Below are 16614 nucleotides of genomic sequence, written 5' to 3'. Positions count from 1 at the left end.
TTTAGATATAAATCAGGTAGTTTGATATTTATACAGAAGCTTGTTATAGTAAACCGTTAGTGCATGGTTTGCCAGTAAAGAAAGGGAATATGGTCAAAACCATTTAGCCAACAAGGTAAATCTGCGTTTTAGCAGTTACCCAAAGAATACTTTAGGCTCCAACCCTGTTAAAGAGCAGCATAATTTAAAAAATATAGCACGCTTTTTTTCTGGTTTGGAGGTTAAGAAATTAAAACCATAGGGCGATCCCTTATCAAATATCCATGAATGGTTACTGGATATTTAAGGTTGAGCGCGCTAAACCAACAATATGGATTAACATGAAAAGAATGCTGATTAACGCAACGCAATCAGAAGAATTGCGCGTTGCTATCGTAGATGTAGATACTCAAAACCTCATAGACCTCATTGTAGAGCGTCAAAGTTACAAAACCAAAACCGGAAATATATACCTTGGCAAGATTAGTAGCGTAGAGCCTAGTCTTGACGCCGCATTTGTCAACTTTGGCAGCGAACGCCACGGTTTTTTACCCTTAAAAGAAATTGCCCGCGAAAATTTCACCACCACTGATACGAAAAAGCTCGAACGGCTCAATATAAAGGAGCTTATCAAAGAAGGCAGCACCATTATGGTGCAAGTAGAAAAAGAAGAGCGCGGCAATAAAGGTGCTGCTTTAACGACTTTTATCAGCTTAGCCGGCTCCTACTTAGTACTAATGCCCAACAATCCACGCGCGGGCGGTATTTCCCGGCGGGTAGAAGGTGAGGAGCGTGATGAGTTACGCGAAATATTAAGCGCCCTACCCTTACCTGAAGACATGGGTGTCATTATCCGCACTGCCGGAGTTGGTAAAACTTCTCTTGAGCTGCAATGGGATCTCAATACCTTACTGAAACAATGGGAAGCGATTACTAAAGCAGCCGCCGAAGGTTCGCCACCATTTTTGATTCATCAGGAAAGCGATATTGTACCCCGCACGATGCGTGATTATCTGCGCCAGGATATACTCGACATCATCGTTGATGATCCAACCTTACATGAAAAGATTAAAAACTATCTACAGCAAATTCGTCCTGATTTCTTACATTGTCTTAAATTATATACCCACGACGTACCTCTATTTAATCGCTATCAGATTGAGCATCAAATTGAATTAGCGCATCAACGTGAACTCCGTTTGCCATCGGGTGGCTCTGTTGTCATCGACCATACTGAAGCTTTAGTCGCAATTGATGTCAATTCGGCACGCTCCACTAAAGGGGGTGATATTGAAGAAACTGCGCTTAGAACCAATATGGAAGCAGCTGAAAAGATTGCATGTCAGCTACGGCTGCGTGATATTGGCGGTTTAGTGGTCATTGATTTTATCGATATGGCCTCAGTGCGTCATCGACGGGAAGTGGAAAATTGTTTGCGCAATGCACTGAAACTGGATAAAGCACGCACCCAGATCGGCAGCATTTCGCAGCGTTTCGGTTTATTGGAGATGTCAAGACAACGTTTACGCCATTCACTCGGTGAAGCAACCCAAGTGATATGCCCACGCTGCAGCGGCTGGGGCACTATCCGCGGCATAGAATCATTGGGACTGTCTATACTGCGTATGATAGAAGAAGATGCAGTGAAACCCCATACGGCACAGTTACAAGTACAGCTGCCTATTGATGTGGCCACTTATCTTATTAATGAAAAGCGCGAAAGCCTTACTTCAATTGAAAGACAACGCAATATCAATATTACCATTATTCCCAATCCGCAATTAGAGTCACCCAAATACCGCATTAAACGCGTGACGGAAGAGGAAACTTCTGGCAGCGGTAAATTCAAACCCAGTTACCATTTGCTGGAAACACCAGAAATAGAACAACATCCTGGGAAAAAAGCGCAAGCACAAGCGGGGGCAGGCAAAATAGAGGAAAAACCTGCAGTAAAACATATTTTACCCGAAGAGCCTGCTCCTTCCAGCAAAAAACCGCCTTCAGGTATTATTAAGCGTTTAATATCTAGTTTATTTGGCGCAGAGGGTGAAGAAGTGGGTAAACCAAATATCCCTGCGACTCCTTCTGCTCCAGAACCACGACCAGCTGCTAGACCTCCTCAAGGGAAACCCCATAGGCGTGATGAGAAATTTTCATCTGGGAATAGACCACCTGCTGGTAGTAGAGAACCTAAAAAAACAGCTAGGCCTATACCTGCCACACCTAAAGAAGAAACGACAGCAACAACACCAACAGGAGCGCCCCAAGGTGAATTTAAAGGTCGTTCCCGCCGTGGTACAAGAGGCGGACGCCGCCGCTCTAGTGGATCACCGGCATCTAGTTCAACTTCTGGCTCTACTCACCTAGATACTACACCTAGTGTTACAACCAGTGGCGTCCCACCTGTTACCGAAAATGTGCCTGCAGTGCCAACAACGACCCCTCATAAATTGTTGGCTGATGAGCAGTTACCTGATTATTTGCCACCTTTCCCTAGTGATCTTGAAGACTATTATCGTGACAGCCAGCGCTTCAAAGGCGGTAAATCCTCTCAAGCTCAGCCACCGGTAAAGCCACCACAAAAATCAGACCAGCCCGTCGCAGCACCCCCAGTTGCGACTGAAGCTCCTGTTGAAAAACCACCCGTGCCAGTATTGCCTGAAACCACATCGCCGTCGCTGCCTGTGACTTCAGCGGAACAAAGTAGTGAGCCAGTCATTATTCGGCCTCAAGCGGCTAAAGAGCCTTTGGTTGCAGAAAAGGAAAAGCACGAACCGACTGAACCAAAGCCACAAGAATCTGATTCTGTAAAAGTTAAATGGCCTGAAGATTCTGATGAGAAAAAATAGTGGCTCATATGCACACAAGGGAAGAAGGACAAGGACTAGAAGACCATTAATCTTCACCTGGTCTCCTACCACCCGGCCTATAATTTGGTAAGCTTGCAGCGGCAGTTCTTTCTGGGTTGCTGTTCACGATGGCCAGTCTACGTTCTCGAGTGGTTTGAAGCGGTGTTAACTCATGATCCACTACCACATTTTTAGGAGTAAATCTTAAAGTGAGGTTAGTCAATGCTCTAAGGTGAGATTTTTTGAAACTGGTTTTTTTATCCGGTTGTTGCTGCCGAGGCATATTTCCAAGCAATTCTTTCCATTTAATAATATCTTGGATAATATCCGCATAGATCTGTTTGACATAAGCATAGGGTATGTCGGGATATTTATTCTTTTTATTCCCCGCATATGCTACTAACTTAGCGAAAAATGTTTCCTGCCAACCTTGAAGTAAAGCTTCATATCTTTCATAAGATTTCTGACTAATCGATTTTTCTTTCATCAGTATTTCAAGCTGACTAATTATCGAATAAATTATTTGTGCATTTTTAGCTAGTGTACTTGGTAATACCGCCATAGTTGCTGCATGACTTTTTAAACTAGCGTAGCCTTCTTTATCAGGATCATCTGCAACTTTGCTTCCATACTCACATTCAACTACTGAGTTTAAATAGTTCTGGATTTTTACTTTTTCTTTAGAATTAATTTCACTTAAAGTCCGACCTTCTACGTTTTTTAAGGAAAAAAATGGCTCCAAGTATTCTTCGAGTATTTCTTTTGAGAAAGGCATACCCATGCTATTTGCCTTAATTGCCAAATAATTGACATAGGCTTCGAGTAATTGTTGGATAGTTTTTATGTAACCTTTATCTAAAGCGATTTTATACATTTCTAGCGCGTAGGGATGATGGGGCAAAACTCGTGTTGTTTCGCCGCCTTTGCTTTTTTTAGTTGTGGGAAAAATAGCAAATAATTTTTCTTGCGATGCGATGCCTTGGTCTGTTTCAGTACCCAAAAGCGCCCTAAAAGCAGCGACTTGTTTATAGGAAAATTTAGATTCGAATATGTCCGAGCTGGTTGTTGAAGTACTCGAAGTTGAGAAAGATGAACTCGAAGAGGATGAAGAGGATATCAAGCTAGAGGATGAACTTGATTGTGATGAGTGAGTACTACTCGTTATGGGGGAGAAGTTCGGAGTTCGTGTAAATAATGCAGGTTGGGTTAACGATGAATGTTTAAGCTCTAAGCCATCGGTTAGATCTTGAATTTTCTGAATTATTTCTTGTTTTAAAATGTCAATAGTTTCTAATCTTTTATTAATAAGATTGATTGTTTCAGAATGAGGATTCAGTTGCTGGAATCTTTCTAGTAGGTTTTTATATTCTTCATCCGCAACTTCTAGCCCAGCCTGAAACAGCGTTAGCCCATCAATATCTTGTCCTGCGCTTGAAGGATTTTCCATAAAGGGCTTAGATAATCGTTGTTCTAATATTGAGAATATCTCTTCATAATTTATTTCACTCTGTTCTTTAGAAACAACCTTTAAAGCTTCCACCAATTGCTGATAAATTTCTACTTTGTGTTTTTGAATCATAGTCTTGGCGCTGAATGATCTTTTAAGTTCTGACATAGCTTTTGTACCTAATTTATTTTAAATTGGTTTATATATAATTAATATTTTTTCAATACTAACAAGTGTTTCTTAATAGATTATTAAATTTGTGTTTACCTAGAGTGTTATTAATTAGCGCATAAAAATTTAAATTAACTAGGCATAAGGGTTTCAGATAGGTTTATAGACTTGATATACTCGAAGCACATTTGAAAATTAAATATGGTGAAATTCTATGTGGTTCAAACAAACCCAAATTCTTCAACTCTCTCCGGCTCTGCGCTTCGATACAGAGGCTTTATGCGATCATTTGCAGCCGTTGACGTTTACACCTTGCTTGCCCAGCTTGCCCTTTAGCTGCGGCTTTGTGCCACCGTTGGAACAAGAGGATGCACCGCTAGCACATGGCGTGAATGGTTATATGTTGCTGTGTTTACAACTAGAGGAAAAAATATTGCCGGCGACGGTGGTGCGTCAGGCGGTAGAAGAAAAAGCCAAAGAAATTTCTGCTCTTCGAGATCGCAAAGTTTCGCAAAAAGAGAAATATGCTTTAAAAGATGAAATTATTCAGACCTTGCTGCCGCGAGCTTTTAGTAAGATGTCGCGAATTTATGCTTATGTGGATACTAAGAACAATTGGTTAGTGTTGGATACTGTGTCCAAGCCCAGAGCTGAGAAATTTCTGGAGCTACTCAAAAAGTCCTTACCAGCAACCAGTATGCAGCCGCTGATAGCAACCAAGCTAACTACCGCGCTGACCCGCTGGTTATCACATGAAAATTACCCAGAGACCTTTACTATAGAAAAATCCTGTGTCTTAAGTGATCCACGTAAGCAAAGTCGTGTGATTCGTTGTCAGCAGCAGGATTTATCAGCTAATGGTATACAATGGATTTTAAAAGATGGCTGTGAAGTGACACAATTAGCGCTTTCCTGGCGAGAACATGTGCAATTTGTGCTGGCAGATGATTTTTCCTTACGTTCTATTAAGTTTCAGGATGAGGTCATTGCGCAAGCCAAAGAGTTAGAACCGGAAACTAAGCAGCAGCAGTTTGCGGCGGATTTTTTTATTATGACTGAAGTATTATCGGCGTTGCTTAAGGATTTGGCGGAATCGTTTATTCAGATCACGGAAAAAGAGGTGGCTACAGCAGTAGCATGAACACTACTTTATTCCCTCTCCTCTTATGGGTATAGGAGTTAGGTTAAGCACTGTAATCCCCTATCCCCTTGTGGGAGAGGGTTACGGAGGGGTAACTAAGGCCGTTTCGCTCAAAAAAAAGATAAATTTATCATAAAGAATATAGTTTTTTCATTTTTTAATGCAATGGCCTAATCTCACCCTCTCCCACGAGGAGAGAGGGGATTACAGTGCTTATGGGGAAAGGGAGTTGTGCTTTCTCAATCCGCCATCGCATTCTGCACCAACACTTCCCTGCTCCCTGTATGATCCATTCGGCTTACTACGCCTGCTGCCTCCATGGATTCGACAATATTCGCAGCGCGGTTATAACCAATCTTCAAACGGCGCTGGATATTAGAAATTGAAGCGCGGCGTGTTTCGATGACAATTTGCACCGCTTGATCGTATAAGGGATCCTGTTCGCCCGCAAAATCACCACCTTCTCCGCCAGCAGCGCCCTCTGCGGATTCATTATCTCCTGATAAAATTTCATTGAGATATTGTGGCTCGCCTCGACGCTTAAGATCTTGAACGGCACGGTGCACTTCTTCATCAGCCACAAATGCACCATGAATACGTATGGGCACGCCCGTGCCGGGCGCGAGATACAGCATATCGCCATGACCCAACAACTGTTCAGCGCCCTGCTGATCTAAAATGGTGCGAGAGTCAATTTTAGAAGATACTTGAAATGCAATGCGCGTCGGAATATTCGCCTTAATCAGCCCTGTGATGACATCGACCGACGGTCTTTGGGTGGCAAGAATCAGATGGATGCCTGCAGCGCGGGCTTTTTGGGCGATGCGCGCAATTAATTCTTCTACTTTTTTGCCTACCAACATCATCATATCGGCAAATTCATCCACCAATATCACGATATAAGCTAATTCCTCCAATGGCGGAGCTTCCTCAGCAAAATCAGCTGGCCATAAGGGATCGAGGATTGGAGCACCTGCAGTACTAGCCGCTTTAATTTTGGCGTTATAACCTGCCAAATTACGCACGCCAAGCGCTGCCATGAGACGATAACGTCTGTCCATCTCAGCCACAGCCCAACGTAAGGCATTGGCTGCATCTTTCATATCTGTCACTACAGGAGTTAATAAATGCGGAATGCCTTCATAAATAGATAACTCCAACATCTTGGGATCAATCAAAATCATACGCAATTGGGCAGGTGTCGCTTTAAATAGCATACTCAGCAACATCGCATTCAAGCCAACCGATTTACCTGAACCTGTGGTTCCAGCGACGAGTAGATGCGGCATTTTCGCAAGGTCGACAATCACTGGGCTGCCGGCAATATCTTTACCCATCGCTAAAGCTAGTGGTGAATGCGCATTTTGATACAGTTCCGAAGAGAGGATTTCACGCAGGCGTACTATTTCGCGATCGATATTGGGTAATTCCAGACCGATGACGGATTTGCCAGGGATGATTTCTACCACGCGCACACTCAGAACTGATAGGGAGCGTGCCAAATCTTTAGCGAGTGCGGTAATACGACTGACTTTAGTGCCTGCTGCCAATTGCAACTCAAAACGAGTGACTACGGGTCCTGGGTGCACGGCGACGACTTTGACCTGGATGCCAAAATCCTCCAACCGTAACTCAACGTCTCGTGATATGGCTTCCAGTTGTTGATTAGTGTAACCCTTGACGTTGCTGTGATCTGGCGGATCAAGTAAGGTTAAGGGAGGTAAAGTACCTGCCAGCGGCGGTTCAAATAAGCCTGAAGGTTCCGGCGTGGCTCGGGGTGATGGTTTAGGCGTGGCAACTCTTTTGGGAGATATCACCGGAGGAGCAACTGATTGCAATGAAGAAATATAGGGCTCATCAGGATCGGCAATTTCAATTTCTTTGAGTGCCGCAACTTTGGGCTCGACTCGCATAATCTGTGGTTTGGATTTCGGCAGCGATTGCGAGGGTGTTGCTGGAGTTTCTTCTTCTGACTCCGGTTCTGGTTCTATACTGGAATTGGTAGCCCATTGATCGATACGATGCGCCATTGCTTGAAAATAGCCACTTACGCGAAAGGCGCGCTCACCGAGATAATCAGCTAATTTTAACCAAGATAATCCGGTGAACAGGGTGAGGCCAGTTAAAAACAACCCTAATAGAATCAAACTTGCCCCAGAATAGTTAAAAAACCGGATCATGCTGAAGGAAATCCACTTGCCAAGCAGACCTCCTCCATCAGCCAAAGAAGCTATTCCCCAGTGAATGCTGGCTAAGGCGCATCCAGGCACTAAAATAAAGAGAAATCCTGCACCACGTAGCATTAGAAAATAAGAGAGGAAATCTGTGTCTAATTCATCACGATGGCGGAAATATAACCATGCGCTGTAAAACAACATCAGTGGGAATAGATAGGCAAAACGACCAAACAGATACAGTAGAAAATCCGATAGGAATGCGCCAACTCGGCCGCCGCCATTGACCACACTCATGGGTTTAGTGATATGTGACCAGGTGGGGTCGGATGGGATATGCGTAAATAGCGCTAATAATAAATATAAAGCAACCATGCCAACGACAAGCAGCACGCCTTCACTGAGACGACGTTTAAAATGGTCGGCAAATTTTGATGGGATTGTGGCTTTTAATTTGGATTTCAAAGTTTAGCCCGTTTTCTTGGTGACTTAGGAATTGCGCGCAGCTTACCATGTCGGATGGTTAATATGAAGATTGTAATTGTATTTCCTTCTTAAGAACTTTAACCTCTCCCGTCTATGACCGAAGGGAATCCCCTTGTGGGATGGGAGAGGTTAAGTGTTTTGCGAAGAGAAACCTTCTACTCAAGCTCAGGATTAGGTTTTTGGTTAAAGCGCGGCAATAATAGTAAAAACTTATTTACAAAGGTAGTAAGCTTGCTTTTCCAACCAGCTTTAGTAACTTCCAGATGTAATTTTTTAATAAAATACTTTTGAAAATGCTGCATTTTAAATTTAGGATTGCCCAAGTGCTGATCTATTTCGTCAAGCCACAACAGCATATTATTAGCTGCTGTTCTAGAATGTCTATCGGGTAATTCTTTGCGGTCAAGCAATTCTAAAAATAATGCAAAACTCCACTGACTAAAATCAGTACTAAGTAGATGGTATAACCACGTGGCATAATTGTCAGGAAAATATCTTGGGCTTATAAAAACTGGGCTGAATTGCCTGACAAGTAGCACTTTTCTATAAATAATTTCATGAGCCAACACTAAAAAGCTCATGAATACACTTTTTTTTCTGGATAATGAATCGCGGGGTGTTTGGCTGACAGTGCCATAATCGATTAAAAATATCGTATCATTCTCAGATAAAATAAAATTCCACGGCCTAAGATCATTCTGATAAAAACCATGACGCTCAAATAAGGCCAACTGCTGTAAAATGCTGACCAGAATTTTTTTAGGGTCATAATCCATGCCGTCAGAAATGGCACAACTTAATCTAATACCAGAAAATTTTTCTCGCAACATCCAGGCATCATCTTCGCTTATATTGTAAGCTTGCATACGTGGTAGTGTGTTAATTTTATCCATATTATTGTTAATAAAATTAATTTCAGCTTGAATTTCATTGCGGTTGCTTTTAATTTTATCCCCAGTTAAGCGATAATGCTTCAACATCCGGGTATCATTAAAATAGTAACGACGTGTCTGCCGATGCGGATAAATATTATTATGCACTTCTTTTTCAAAGCGTTGGCGTGATTGTTCTGTCCAATAATCAAAACGTTGCATAGCCCCCTTGGCGTACCAATAGGCATTGCTGCAGAAAAAAACAGGGTTTTTAATGTCAGTGACGCTAGATGGGTATTCTGTTAATTTTTCAAGATAGGCATAGGGTCGAAGTAATTGAAAGGGGTTAGCTGGTAATGGATTAGAAGTATTCTCTTGTGTATTCTGCCAAGACGATGTAATCAGTGCGATGGTTGCCCGCTGTGATAAAGCTTGTACAGTTTTCTCTATCTTCGTCAAATCAGATAACTGCGTCAAATTAAATGCCAGCGCCAGGTCAAATGATTTCCCACAATTCTGCCAATTACTGATGTCGGCTGTCACAAAAGTTGTGGTGAGGCCAAGTTCTTTGGCCCGTGCTTGGCAGGTTAAGATGTGTGCTTGATTTGAGTCAGCACCTATGACTTCATCGCCCTCGCAGGCAAGTTGCAGGCTGAATAAACCATCATCACATCCTAAATCCACTACGCGTAAAGGTCGACCTAGCAATTGGCGAAGCTGAGCCGCAACGTGGGTAGTGATTTCAAGTAGTTGGTGTTGAGCCGCTGTAGTCGATTCGGCTGCAATGGTATCTTGAGGTTGGACAAGCTGTAAAGATGATTTAAAGGATGAAGATGAGGCTTCCGTTTCCATACCGCGATACTCCCTGTAGATTGATTCTATTTTTTACGGATTGTAGCAGTGAGTGCGATGTTCTGCATCTTTTTTATATTCAGAGGATGACAGCTAGGTTAGGCATATGGATCTGCAATCTTCAATTGCCCTAAAATAGTCGTCTCCAGATTTTCCATTACATTAGCATCTTGTTCCGTTTCATGGTCATAACCCAATAAATGCAAGACTCCATGAATAGTCAGGTGAGCAAAGTGGGCAAGTATAGGCTTTTGCTGTTGTTCTGCCTCTGTTAACACCAAAGGTGCGCAGATGACTAGGTCTCCCAAATATATTGGGATATTTACTTCAGACGGAGAATCAAACACAAAAGAAAGCACATTTGTAGGTCCTTTTTTGTGTCGGTAAGTACTATTCAATTCAGCGCTTTCCGCTTCATCTACCAAGCGAATCGTGAGTTCTCTCGGTGATTCAAGAGGAAATTTTTTAGCCCCAGCCAAAGCTGCCAATATCCAACGTCGGAATTGCGGCCTGCTAGGCAGTGGTTTTAACGAGGTAGCATGTTGCAAGTGTAGGCGTAACGTCATTTCTCGGCTTTTTCGTAAGCTTGAATAATTAATTGAACAATAGGATGGCGCACTACATCGCGCGCCTGAAAAAACGTAAAGTGTATATCTTTGATCTCATTTAATACAGCAATGGCATGGCGCAGACCGGAAAATTCATTTTTAGGCAAATCAATCTGCGTAATATCGCCGGTAATGACGGCTTTAGAACCAAAACCAATACGGGTTAAGAACATTTTCATTTGTTCACGTGTGGTATTTTGCGCCTCATCCAGAATAATAAATGCTTCATTCAAGGTTCTACCCCGCATATAGGCCAGCGGTGCAACCTCGATAATATTCCGCTCTATCAGCTTATCCACCTGCTCTATACCTAGCATTTCATATAAAGCATCGTATAAAGGACGAAGATAGGGATCGACTTTTTGCGCCATATCTCCTGGTAAAAATCCTAAACGCTCTCCAGCTTCTACAGCCGGACGCACCAAAATAATGCGCTGGACCTTATCATTTTCTAGAGAAGTTACCGCTTCAGCGACAGCCAAATAAGTTTTACCTGTGCCTGAAGGCCCCACCCCAAAACTGATATCATGGCTCTGAATATTTTTAATATAATGAAATTGATTAGGATTGCGCGGACGAATTTTAACCAAACGCGTTTTAATGACAAATTCATTGTAATCTGGTGGGGGTTTTTTATGTTCGCTTTGCTGGTCTATGGCTTGTAGTAATACGTGGATTTTGGCGAGATTGACCTGATTTGGATGAGCGGTTTCCTCAAATAGTCGCGTCAATATGGCTTCGGTTTTGTTAACAGAGCGTTTAGTGCCAATAATTTGAAACACATTGCCGCGATTATTGATTTCTACACCCCAGTAACGCTCAATTTGATGCAAGTGTTCATCAAATTGTCCGCAAAGATCAGCGAGTCTTTTGTTATCAAAAGGTGTTAAAGTCATTTCTAGGGTGTGCCTGGGTTTTTTCATTCTATTGTTCCATTTAGAATATGTCTTGAAGCTGCAGTGATTCTGATATCAATGATTTGACCGGGTAACGTCTTGATTTGTTCAGAATTGGCCGCAAACTTAACTGTGCGATTGTTTTCAGTGCGGCCGGATAACTGCAGCACTTTATCGGGTTCAGCCGGAATATCGACTAACACTTTTTGTTCGGTGCCAACCATGGCATCACTGATGTGACTACCCTGTAGGCGTAGTCGTTCTTGTAATAGTTTTAAACGCTGTTTCTTCAACGCAAGTGACACATCATCCGATAGTTGTGCCGCTGGAGTACCTGGGCGTTTGCTATAGACAAAGCTGAAGGAATCATCAAACCCGACTTCAGCAATCAAATTCATAGTGGCCATAAAATCGGCTTCGGTCTCGCCTGGAAAGCCGACAATGAAGTCTGAGGTGATGCTGATATCCGGCCTGACTTTGCGTAGTTTTCGAATTTTGGCTTTGTATTCTAAAGTGGTGTAACCACGTTTCATAGCAGCTAATATGCGGTCTGAGCCACTTTGTACCGGTAAGTGCAGGTGATTAGCTAATTTCGGTTCTGTCGCATAGGCTTCAATCAAGTCATCTGAAAAAGCCAATGGATGCGAAGTAGTAAAGCGGATGCGCTCTATGCTAGGAATAGCAGCCACATAATGAATGAGTAATGCTAAAGACGCTTTACCGTCAGTATGCATGAGGCCGCGGTAATCATTGACATTCTGTCCCAGCAACGTAACTTCTCGTACCCCTTGTTCTGCCAATTTGACAATTTCATAGATCACATCATCAAATGGGCGACTGATTTCTTCGCCCCGGGTGTAAGGCACTACACAAAAGCTGCAATATTTGCTGCAGCCTTCCATAATGGAAACCATTGCGGCAGCACCATTGGCCTTGGGCTCTGGTAGGTTATCGAATTTCTCAATTTCTGGAAACGAGATATCCACGACTGGCTTATGGGTATCTTGACGTTGCTTGAGCATGTCCGGCAGGCGGTGCAGGGTCTGCGGACCAAACACCAAGTCTACAAATGGTGCGCGTTTAATAATCTGCTCCCCTTCCTGGCTGGCAACGCATCCTCCCACGCCAATAATTAACTCAGGCTTCACCGTTTTTAATTGCCGCCAACGACCTAAATCGGAAAACACTTTTTCTTGGGCTTTTTCACGGATGGAGCACGTATTCAGTAATAGGATATCGGCTTCTTCAGGGGTATCGGTTAAGGTCATTTCCGCATGGTTTTTTAACACATCCACCATTTTAGATGAATCGTATTCGTTCATCTGGCAGCCGAAGGTTTTGATGTAGAGTTTTTGTGACATAATTTTTAAGTTCAGGGTGAAAATGAACGATGATAGCACAGCTTGGAGAAATTGCTGAATGGGCTGCCTCTTGCTAAGCATCTTTAAATTGTGCATAGGTGTCCGGCAAAGCACTATATCCCCTCTCCCACAAGGGGAGAGGGGGTTACAGTGATTAACCCCAGCGACGAATTATGGCATGCTTAATTTCTCCAACAAGGATTCTATTGCCTTAATTCTCTCATCGACATTACCTTCAGGCATCGTAAATCGTAATTTCTCACTTCCCACTACTTTATAGCGCTCAGGTTGTTTTTGTACCAATTGGATCAAGGCCGCCATATTAATGGCCGGGTTAGGTGAAAATTCAATCGTGCCGGTTTCTACTCCCATATCAATTTTACGCACACCCAAAGGTTCTGCTTGTAATTTCAATTCGGTAATATGGAATAGATTTTTGGTAGCAGGCGGTAAGATTCCGAAGCGGTCTATCATTTCTGCTTGTAGATCATCCAACGCAGCTTTATTCTTGGCATTGGCTATACGTTTATACAACATCAAACGCGTGTGCACATCGGGTAAATAATTCTCAGGGATGAGTGCAGGGATTTTACAATTGATTTCTGTAGCTGCCGCAAGCGGTTTATCCAACAGCGGTTCTTTACCTGATTTCAAGGCTTTAACCGTTTCTTCCAATAACTCCATATACAGTGAAAAACCAATTTCTTGCATATGGCCGCTTTGTTCATCACCTAATAACTCCCCAGCGCCACGAATTTCCAGATCATGTGTCGCCAACATAAATCCTGCACCTAAATCTTCTAGTGATTCAATGGCCGTCAGACGTTTTTTTGCATCACTCGTTAAAACTTCTTCTGCGGGTGTTAATAAATAAGCATAAGCTTGGTGATGTGAGCGCCCTACTCGTCCGCGTAATTGATGTAACTGGGCTAATCCAAAACGATCCGCGCGATTAATAATCATGGTATTCGCCGTTGGAATATCAATGCCGGATTCAATAATGGTTGTACACAGCAGTAAATTAAAACGCTGATGGTAAAAATCAGCCATCACGCGCTCTAATGCTTGTTCACGCATTTGACCATGGGCAATTGCGATACGTACTTCGGGCAATAAATTTTGCAATTCATTGGCTAAGCGTTCGATAGACTGCACTTCATTATGTAAGAAATAAGCCTGTCCACCACGCATGGTTTCGCGCAACACAGCTTCGCGAATGAGTGCATTTTGATATTCACGCACAAAGGTTTTAACAGATAAACGTTTAGCGGGTGGTGTTGCGATAATAGATAAATCGCGGATATTTCCCAGCGCCATATTTAAAGTGCGTGGAATCGGTGTTGCTGTCAGCGTTAATAGATCGACTTCGGCGCGCAAGGCTTTAATGCGGTCTTTTTGACGCACCCCAAAACGGTGTTCTTCATCGACGATTAATAATCCTAGATCTTTAATTTTGATATCTGGCTGTAAAAGTTTATGCGTACCAATCATAATATCAATTTTGCCGGCGCTTAAGTCTTCAAGGATTTTTTTCTGTTCTTCTCGCGAGCGAAAGCGCGAAATCGCTTCGATTCTAATTGGCCATTTAGCAAAACGATCTTGAAAAGTATGTAAATGTTGTTCTGCCAATAAGGTGGTAGGCACCAGCACCACAACCTGCTTGTGCGACTGCACAGCTAAAAAGGCAGCACGCATGGCCACTTCCGTTTTACCAAATCCCACATCACCGCATACTAACCTATCCATGCACTTGGGCGCAGTCATGTCGGCTATGACCTGAGAAATGGCTTGCTGCTGGTCGGGTGTTTCTTCAAAAGGGAACGCGGCTGCAAAGGCCAAATAATGCTGATCGGGTTTAGCAAAAGCAAATCCAGTTTTAGCGGCGCGTTCTGCATAAATATTTAATAATTCAGCAGCAACATCGCGGATTTTCTCCGTGGCTTTGCGTTTGATTTTTTCCCATTGTCCAGAGCCTAAACGATGCAAAGGGGCATGTTCGATATCGGCACCGCTATAACGGCTAATTAAATTTAATGAAGAGATGGGGACATAGAGTTTAGCGTTATCAGCGTACTCTAACATTAAATACTCAGCTACCTGCTCGCCCGTTGTAAGGGTCTGTAAACCCTGGTATCGCCCCACACCATGATCGATATGCACCACGGGAGAGCCGATTTTCAGTTCCGTTAGATCACGAATAATTTCATCTGGCTCTTGTGCACGACGTTTGCGTAAACGTCGTTGCATCACTTGCTGACCAAATAGTTGGGTTTCTGTTATTAAAGTCAGCTGAGGATCGCTTAAGGACATGCCTTGTTCTAATGGCGCAATCACCATGCCAATGGAGGCAGAACTTGTTAAAAATTCATGCCATGAAGCAAAAAATTGTGGATGAATGGGAATATTGCTTAGCAAAGACTCCAAAACTTCACGTCGGCCAGCGGTTTCAGCACAAAAGAGTACGCGGGAGTTTGCAGCTGTTTTGTGCGTTTCAGGTATAACACCGTAAGCAGTTAACCAGGCTGTTAAAGTGTGTAACGGCTCTGCCGCCTGTGAATCTAGCGCAACCATCGGTGCAGCCTGAGTGGCCATATTTAAGCTATAACTTTTTTCCGGGACAGTTGCAGCCTGCAATTGTAGCTGCGGAAAAGTTTTAATAGCGCCAAATACATTTTCTACCGGGATAAATACTTCATTCGGGGGCAAAATGGGTCGGGTTTGATCGTGGCCTAATTGTTCATAACGCTCGGTGACTTCACGCCAAAAACGTTCAGCCGCCGGATGCACATCGTCAATGCCAACGATCAAGCTTTTACTTTGAAGATAATCAAATAAAGTATCAGTTCTATCAAAAAACAATGGCAGCCAGTATTCAATACCTGCAGCGCTTTCGCCTTGACTAATGCTCTGATACAAAGGACTTTGCATAGGATTGCCAGAAAAATGCTCGCGCCAAGCTTGACGGAAATGGCCAATACCATCAGCCGTTAGTGGAAATTCATGCGCGGGTAGCAAATTGATTTCAGAAATGACTTCTAAGGTGCGTTGTGATTCAGGATCAAAAGTGCGTAAGCTGTCAATTTCATCATCGAATAAATCAATGCGGTACGGCACATCGCTTCCCATGGGAAAGACATCTAGCAATGAACCACGCACGGTATATTCTGCGTGTTGCATCACTTGTGATACATGACGATAACCCGCTTTATCCAGTTGTTCTCGAAACACTTGCAGGGCTAAACGCTGCCCTTGCTTTAAAAACAAGCAATTGCCTTCCAGATAACCGCGGGGCGGGAGTCTATGCATTAAGGTGGTGACTGAAACTAGCAATATGCCTTTGGTTAATTGCGGCAATTGTGTCAGGGTAACCATGCGATCGGAAAGGATATCTGGATGTGGGGAAAAGTGATCATAAGGTAAGGTTTCCCAATCAGGGAAAACTAGTACCGGTAAATCCGCATCACTTTTAAAAAAATTGAGCTCACGTTCTAGCTGGTTGGCTATGGAAACTTCTGTAGTAATGACAATTAATAATCCCTTAGCTGCTTGCGCTGCTGACAGAATGGCCAGGCTTAAGCTTGCGCCTTGCAACTGACCTAGAATGAGACGATCACCTGGTTTATCTGGTAAAGGATGTGTTAAAGGTTGTGTGAGATTCATAGTAGTTGAGATATAGAAATTTTTTAGCAGAGAAGAATACTTTAAACATTCGCTTGAAGTAAATACCGTAAATGCCAAAATGCAGGCTACTTCAAATCTTTTCACCAAATAACTTCTA

9 protein-coding genes are annotated in these 16614 nt (G+C 43.0%); 2 read left to right on the top strand and 7 right to left on the bottom strand.

Annotated features, from left to right (window positions below; genetic code table 11):
* Positions 1-320 precede the first annotated feature (320 nt).
* A complete protein-coding gene (locus tag VHE99_05110) occupies positions 321-2828 on the top strand; it encodes an Rne/Rng family ribonuclease (GenBank protein ID HVV68397.1) in 2508 nt (835 codons plus the stop codon).
* Positions 2829-2874: 46 nt separating this feature from the next.
* Here VHE99_05110 and VHE99_05105 read toward each other — a convergent pair whose 3' ends face one another.
* On the bottom strand, positions 2875-4443 hold the full coding sequence (locus VHE99_05105) for a hypothetical protein (GenBank protein HVV68396.1): 1569 nt from the start codon (positions 4441-4443) through the stop codon (positions 2875-2877).
* Positions 4444-4660: 217 nt separating this feature from the next.
* Here VHE99_05105 and VHE99_05100 point away from each other — a divergent pair, with 217 nt between their 5' ends.
* Positions 4661-5587, top strand: a complete 927-nt coding sequence (locus tag VHE99_05100; GenBank protein HVV68395.1) for a recombination-associated protein RdgC — start codon at positions 4661-4663, stop codon at positions 5585-5587.
* Between the two features lie 239 nt (positions 5588-5826).
* On the opposite strand, the gene VHE99_05095 is transcribed toward VHE99_05100, so the two are convergent.
* The 6 genes from VHE99_05095 to mfd all read right to left on the bottom strand — a co-directional run bounded on the left by VHE99_05095 (position 5827) and on the right by mfd (position 16496).
* The gene (locus VHE99_05095; GenBank protein HVV68394.1) at positions 5827-8226 is read right to left on the bottom strand and encodes a DNA translocase FtsK 4TM domain-containing protein; all 2400 of its coding nucleotides are present in this window, start codon (positions 8224-8226) and stop codon (positions 5827-5829) included.
* Between the two features lie 176 nt (positions 8227-8402).
* Positions 8403-9971, bottom strand: a complete 1569-nt coding sequence (locus VHE99_05090) for a class I SAM-dependent methyltransferase (protein ID HVV68393.1) — start codon at positions 9969-9971, stop codon at positions 8403-8405.
* 98 nt (positions 9972-10069) lie between these two features.
* Positions 10070-10537 carry an rRNA maturation RNase YbeY gene (ybeY, locus tag VHE99_05085; GenBank protein ID HVV68392.1) on the bottom strand — a complete coding sequence of 156 codons (468 nt, stop codon included), beginning with the start codon at positions 10535-10537 and terminating at the stop codon, positions 10070-10072.
* Complete coding sequence (locus VHE99_05080) at positions 10534-11502, bottom strand: PhoH family protein (GenBank protein ID HVV68391.1); 969 nt, start codon at positions 11500-11502, stop codon at positions 10534-10536. Before VHE99_05080 ends, ybeY begins: the two co-directional genes overlap by 4 nt.
* Positions 11499-12836 (bottom strand): tRNA (N6-isopentenyl adenosine(37)-C2)-methylthiotransferase MiaB, encoded by a 1338-nt coding sequence (gene miaB / locus VHE99_05075; protein HVV68390.1) that lies wholly within the window; start codon positions 12834-12836, stop codon positions 11499-11501. The genes VHE99_05080 and miaB overlap by 4 nt, the downstream gene beginning before the upstream one ends.
* A 171-nt stretch (positions 12837-13007) precedes the next feature.
* Positions 13008-16496 carry a transcription-repair coupling factor gene (gene mfd / locus VHE99_05070; GenBank protein HVV68389.1) on the bottom strand — a complete coding sequence of 1163 codons (3489 nt, stop codon included), beginning with the start codon at positions 16494-16496 and terminating at the stop codon, positions 13008-13010.
* Between the last annotated feature and the right edge of the window lie 118 nt (positions 16497-16614).

The organism is Gammaproteobacteria bacterium (assembly GCA_035546635.1).
Lineage (GTDB): Bacteria > Pseudomonadota > Gammaproteobacteria > JAURND01 > JAURND01 > DASZWJ01.
This window is presented reverse-complemented; position numbering and strand designations above follow the sequence as displayed.

What these genes read in the sequence shown, in the direction of transcription:
- VHE99_05110 (HVV68397.1), top strand. Translation starts at nt 321, where the DNA reads ATGAAAAGAATGCTGATTAACGCAACGCAATCAGAAGAATTGCGCGTT.
- VHE99_05105 (HVV68396.1), bottom strand. Translation starts at nt 4,443, where the DNA reads ATGTCAGAACTTAAAAGATCATTCAGCGCCAAGACTATGATTCAAAAA.
- VHE99_05100 (HVV68395.1), top strand. Translation starts at nt 4,661, where the DNA reads ATGTGGTTCAAACAAACCCAAATTCTTCAACTCTCTCCGGCTCTGCGC.
- VHE99_05090 (HVV68393.1), bottom strand. Translation starts at nt 9,971, where the DNA reads ATGGAAACGGAAGCCTCATCTTCATCCTTTAAATCATCTTTACAGCTT.
- ybeY (HVV68392.1), bottom strand. Translation starts at nt 10,537, where the DNA reads ATGACGTTACGCCTACACTTGCAACATGCTACCTCGTTAAAACCACTG.
- VHE99_05080 (HVV68391.1), bottom strand. Translation starts at nt 11,502, where the DNA reads ATGAAAAAACCCAGGCACACCCTAGAAATGACTTTAACACCTTTTGAT.
- miaB (HVV68390.1), bottom strand. Translation starts at nt 12,836, where the DNA reads ATGTCACAAAAACTCTACATCAAAACCTTCGGCTGCCAGATGAACGAA.
- mfd (HVV68389.1), bottom strand. Translation starts at nt 16,496, where the DNA reads ATGAATCTCACACAACCTTTAACACATCCTTTACCAGATAAACCAGGT.